This window comes from Nocardia brevicatena NBRC 12119, assembly GCF_000308495.1.
GTDB classification, from domain to species: Bacteria; Actinomycetota; Actinomycetes; order Mycobacteriales; family Mycobacteriaceae; genus Nocardia; species Nocardia brevicatena.
This window is the reverse complement of the sequence record NZ_BAFU01000194.1, coordinates 1-1,695: the sequence shown is the minus strand read 5'-3', so window position 1 is coordinate 1,695 and position 1,695 is coordinate 1. Positions and strand designations below refer to the sequence as shown.

Here is a 1,695-nt window from a genome sequence, read left to right as displayed (position 1 = left end):
AAACTGATACACCGCCAGTGCGGGGTTGAGCGGGCAACAATGGCGAATTCTGGCGGTGGAATCGGCGCTGGGCTCGTGGCTTGTAGTCTTGGAACTCCTGGAGATCGCAGTGTGCGTAGTCGGGGCAGATGCAGCGGAAGGGCGCGGGCGCGAGATTTGATGCCGATAGGGTGGGTTCGATGGATCGTGGTCGGGGTGATGCTGGCGGTTACGCTTCCCGTGGGACCAGTGAGCGCCGATCCGGTCGATGACATCACCGCTAGGTTGCAGCGGTTCTATCACCAGCAGTTGGACTGGAAGCCGTGCGGCGACCCGATTCTCGACGATGTTGGGGCGCAGTGTGCGGGCGTTGTCGTCCCGCTCGACTACGACCGTCCGGACTACCGGACGCTTACTGTGACGATTTCGCGTATCCCGGCTGCGGATCCGGCCCTTCGGCGGGGGATCATGTTGTCCAATCCCGGTGGCCCCGGCGGTCCGGGCCTGCGCATGATGGTCGGCGCCGGAGGGGTGTTGACTCCGGATGTGCGTGCCCGCTACGACTTGATCGGTATGGACCCGCGTGGAATCGGCCGATCTGATCGGGTGAACTGTGCGTTGCCGTTGCCCACGATGTTGTTCTCGGCCGGTTTCGATATCTTCGGCTACGCGCGGGATGTCACTCTGGCTGCTGCGTTGGCGGCTTCTTGCCTGGCACCCGATCCTGAGAAGGCGCGATACATCACCACCCGCAACACAGCCCGGGATATGGATGTCATCCGCGGGGCATTCGGTGAACGTGCGATCAGCTATTACGGCGGCTCCTACGGTACCTTTCTGGGCGCGGTGTACACGCAGATGTTCCCTGGACGCAGTGACCGGATCGTGTTGGACAGCGCGATCGATCCGGACCGCGCCTGGATCGGCATGTTTCAGGACATGGGTGCTGCCAATGAGGCTGGTCTCGACGACTGGGCGAGCTGGGCTGCCCGCCATGACGGCGACTACCACTTCGGCAACAGCGGACCACAAGTCCGGGCCTTTGTCGAGGACATGATCCACCGTGCCGCCGGACATCCGATCTTCGCCAACGGCTATCTCATCGATGAACACACCGTGCCGATGATGCTGCTGGCGCTACTTTTGAACCCACGACTGAACGCCGACCTCGCCGAAGTCGTCCGCCTCATCGCCGACGCAATGTCCGGGTTGCCCATCGACATGGAACGGCTGAAAGCGAAGATCAGCGGTGCCGTTCCATTGGAGACCCCGGGGATGGCCGCGGTCCTGTGCGGCGACAAGGCCGCACCCCGCGCTCCGGCGTGGTACTACCGCAACATCGAACGGGCCCGGGCGACCCAACCGGTGTTCGGCGCGTTCGCCAACAACATCACCGCCTGCGCCTACTGGCCGGACCCGGTCGAAACCCCCACCCAAGTGCACAACCCCACACCCGCACTGATACTGCAGGCAACCCGCGACACCCGCACCTCCTATGCGGAAGGTGTCGCGATGCACCGGGTGTTGACAGCCTCACGACTGGTCACACTGGCAGACACCCGCATCCACGGCACCTTCCGCGACGGCCTGAGCCCCTGCCTGAACCACATCGTCAACACCTACTTCCGCGACGGCACCCTCCCCGCCACCGACATCACCTGCCATGCCGACACCAGCTACTTCCCTGAATAGCCACAGGCTCTGGCGCACTTTCGA

General features: G+C 63.6%; 1 protein-coding gene. It reads left to right on the top strand.

Going from position 1 to position 1,695, the window contains the following annotated elements; translation table 11 throughout:
• Nucleotides 1–228: 228 nt before the first annotated feature.
• The gene (locus tag ON20_RS25945; RefSeq protein WP_218002617.1) at nucleotides 229–1,671 is read left to right on the top strand and encodes an alpha/beta hydrolase; all 1,443 of its coding nucleotides are present in this window, start codon (nucleotides 229–231) and stop codon (nucleotides 1,669–1,671) included.
• The last annotated feature ends 24 nt before the right edge of the window (nucleotides 1,672–1,695 follow it).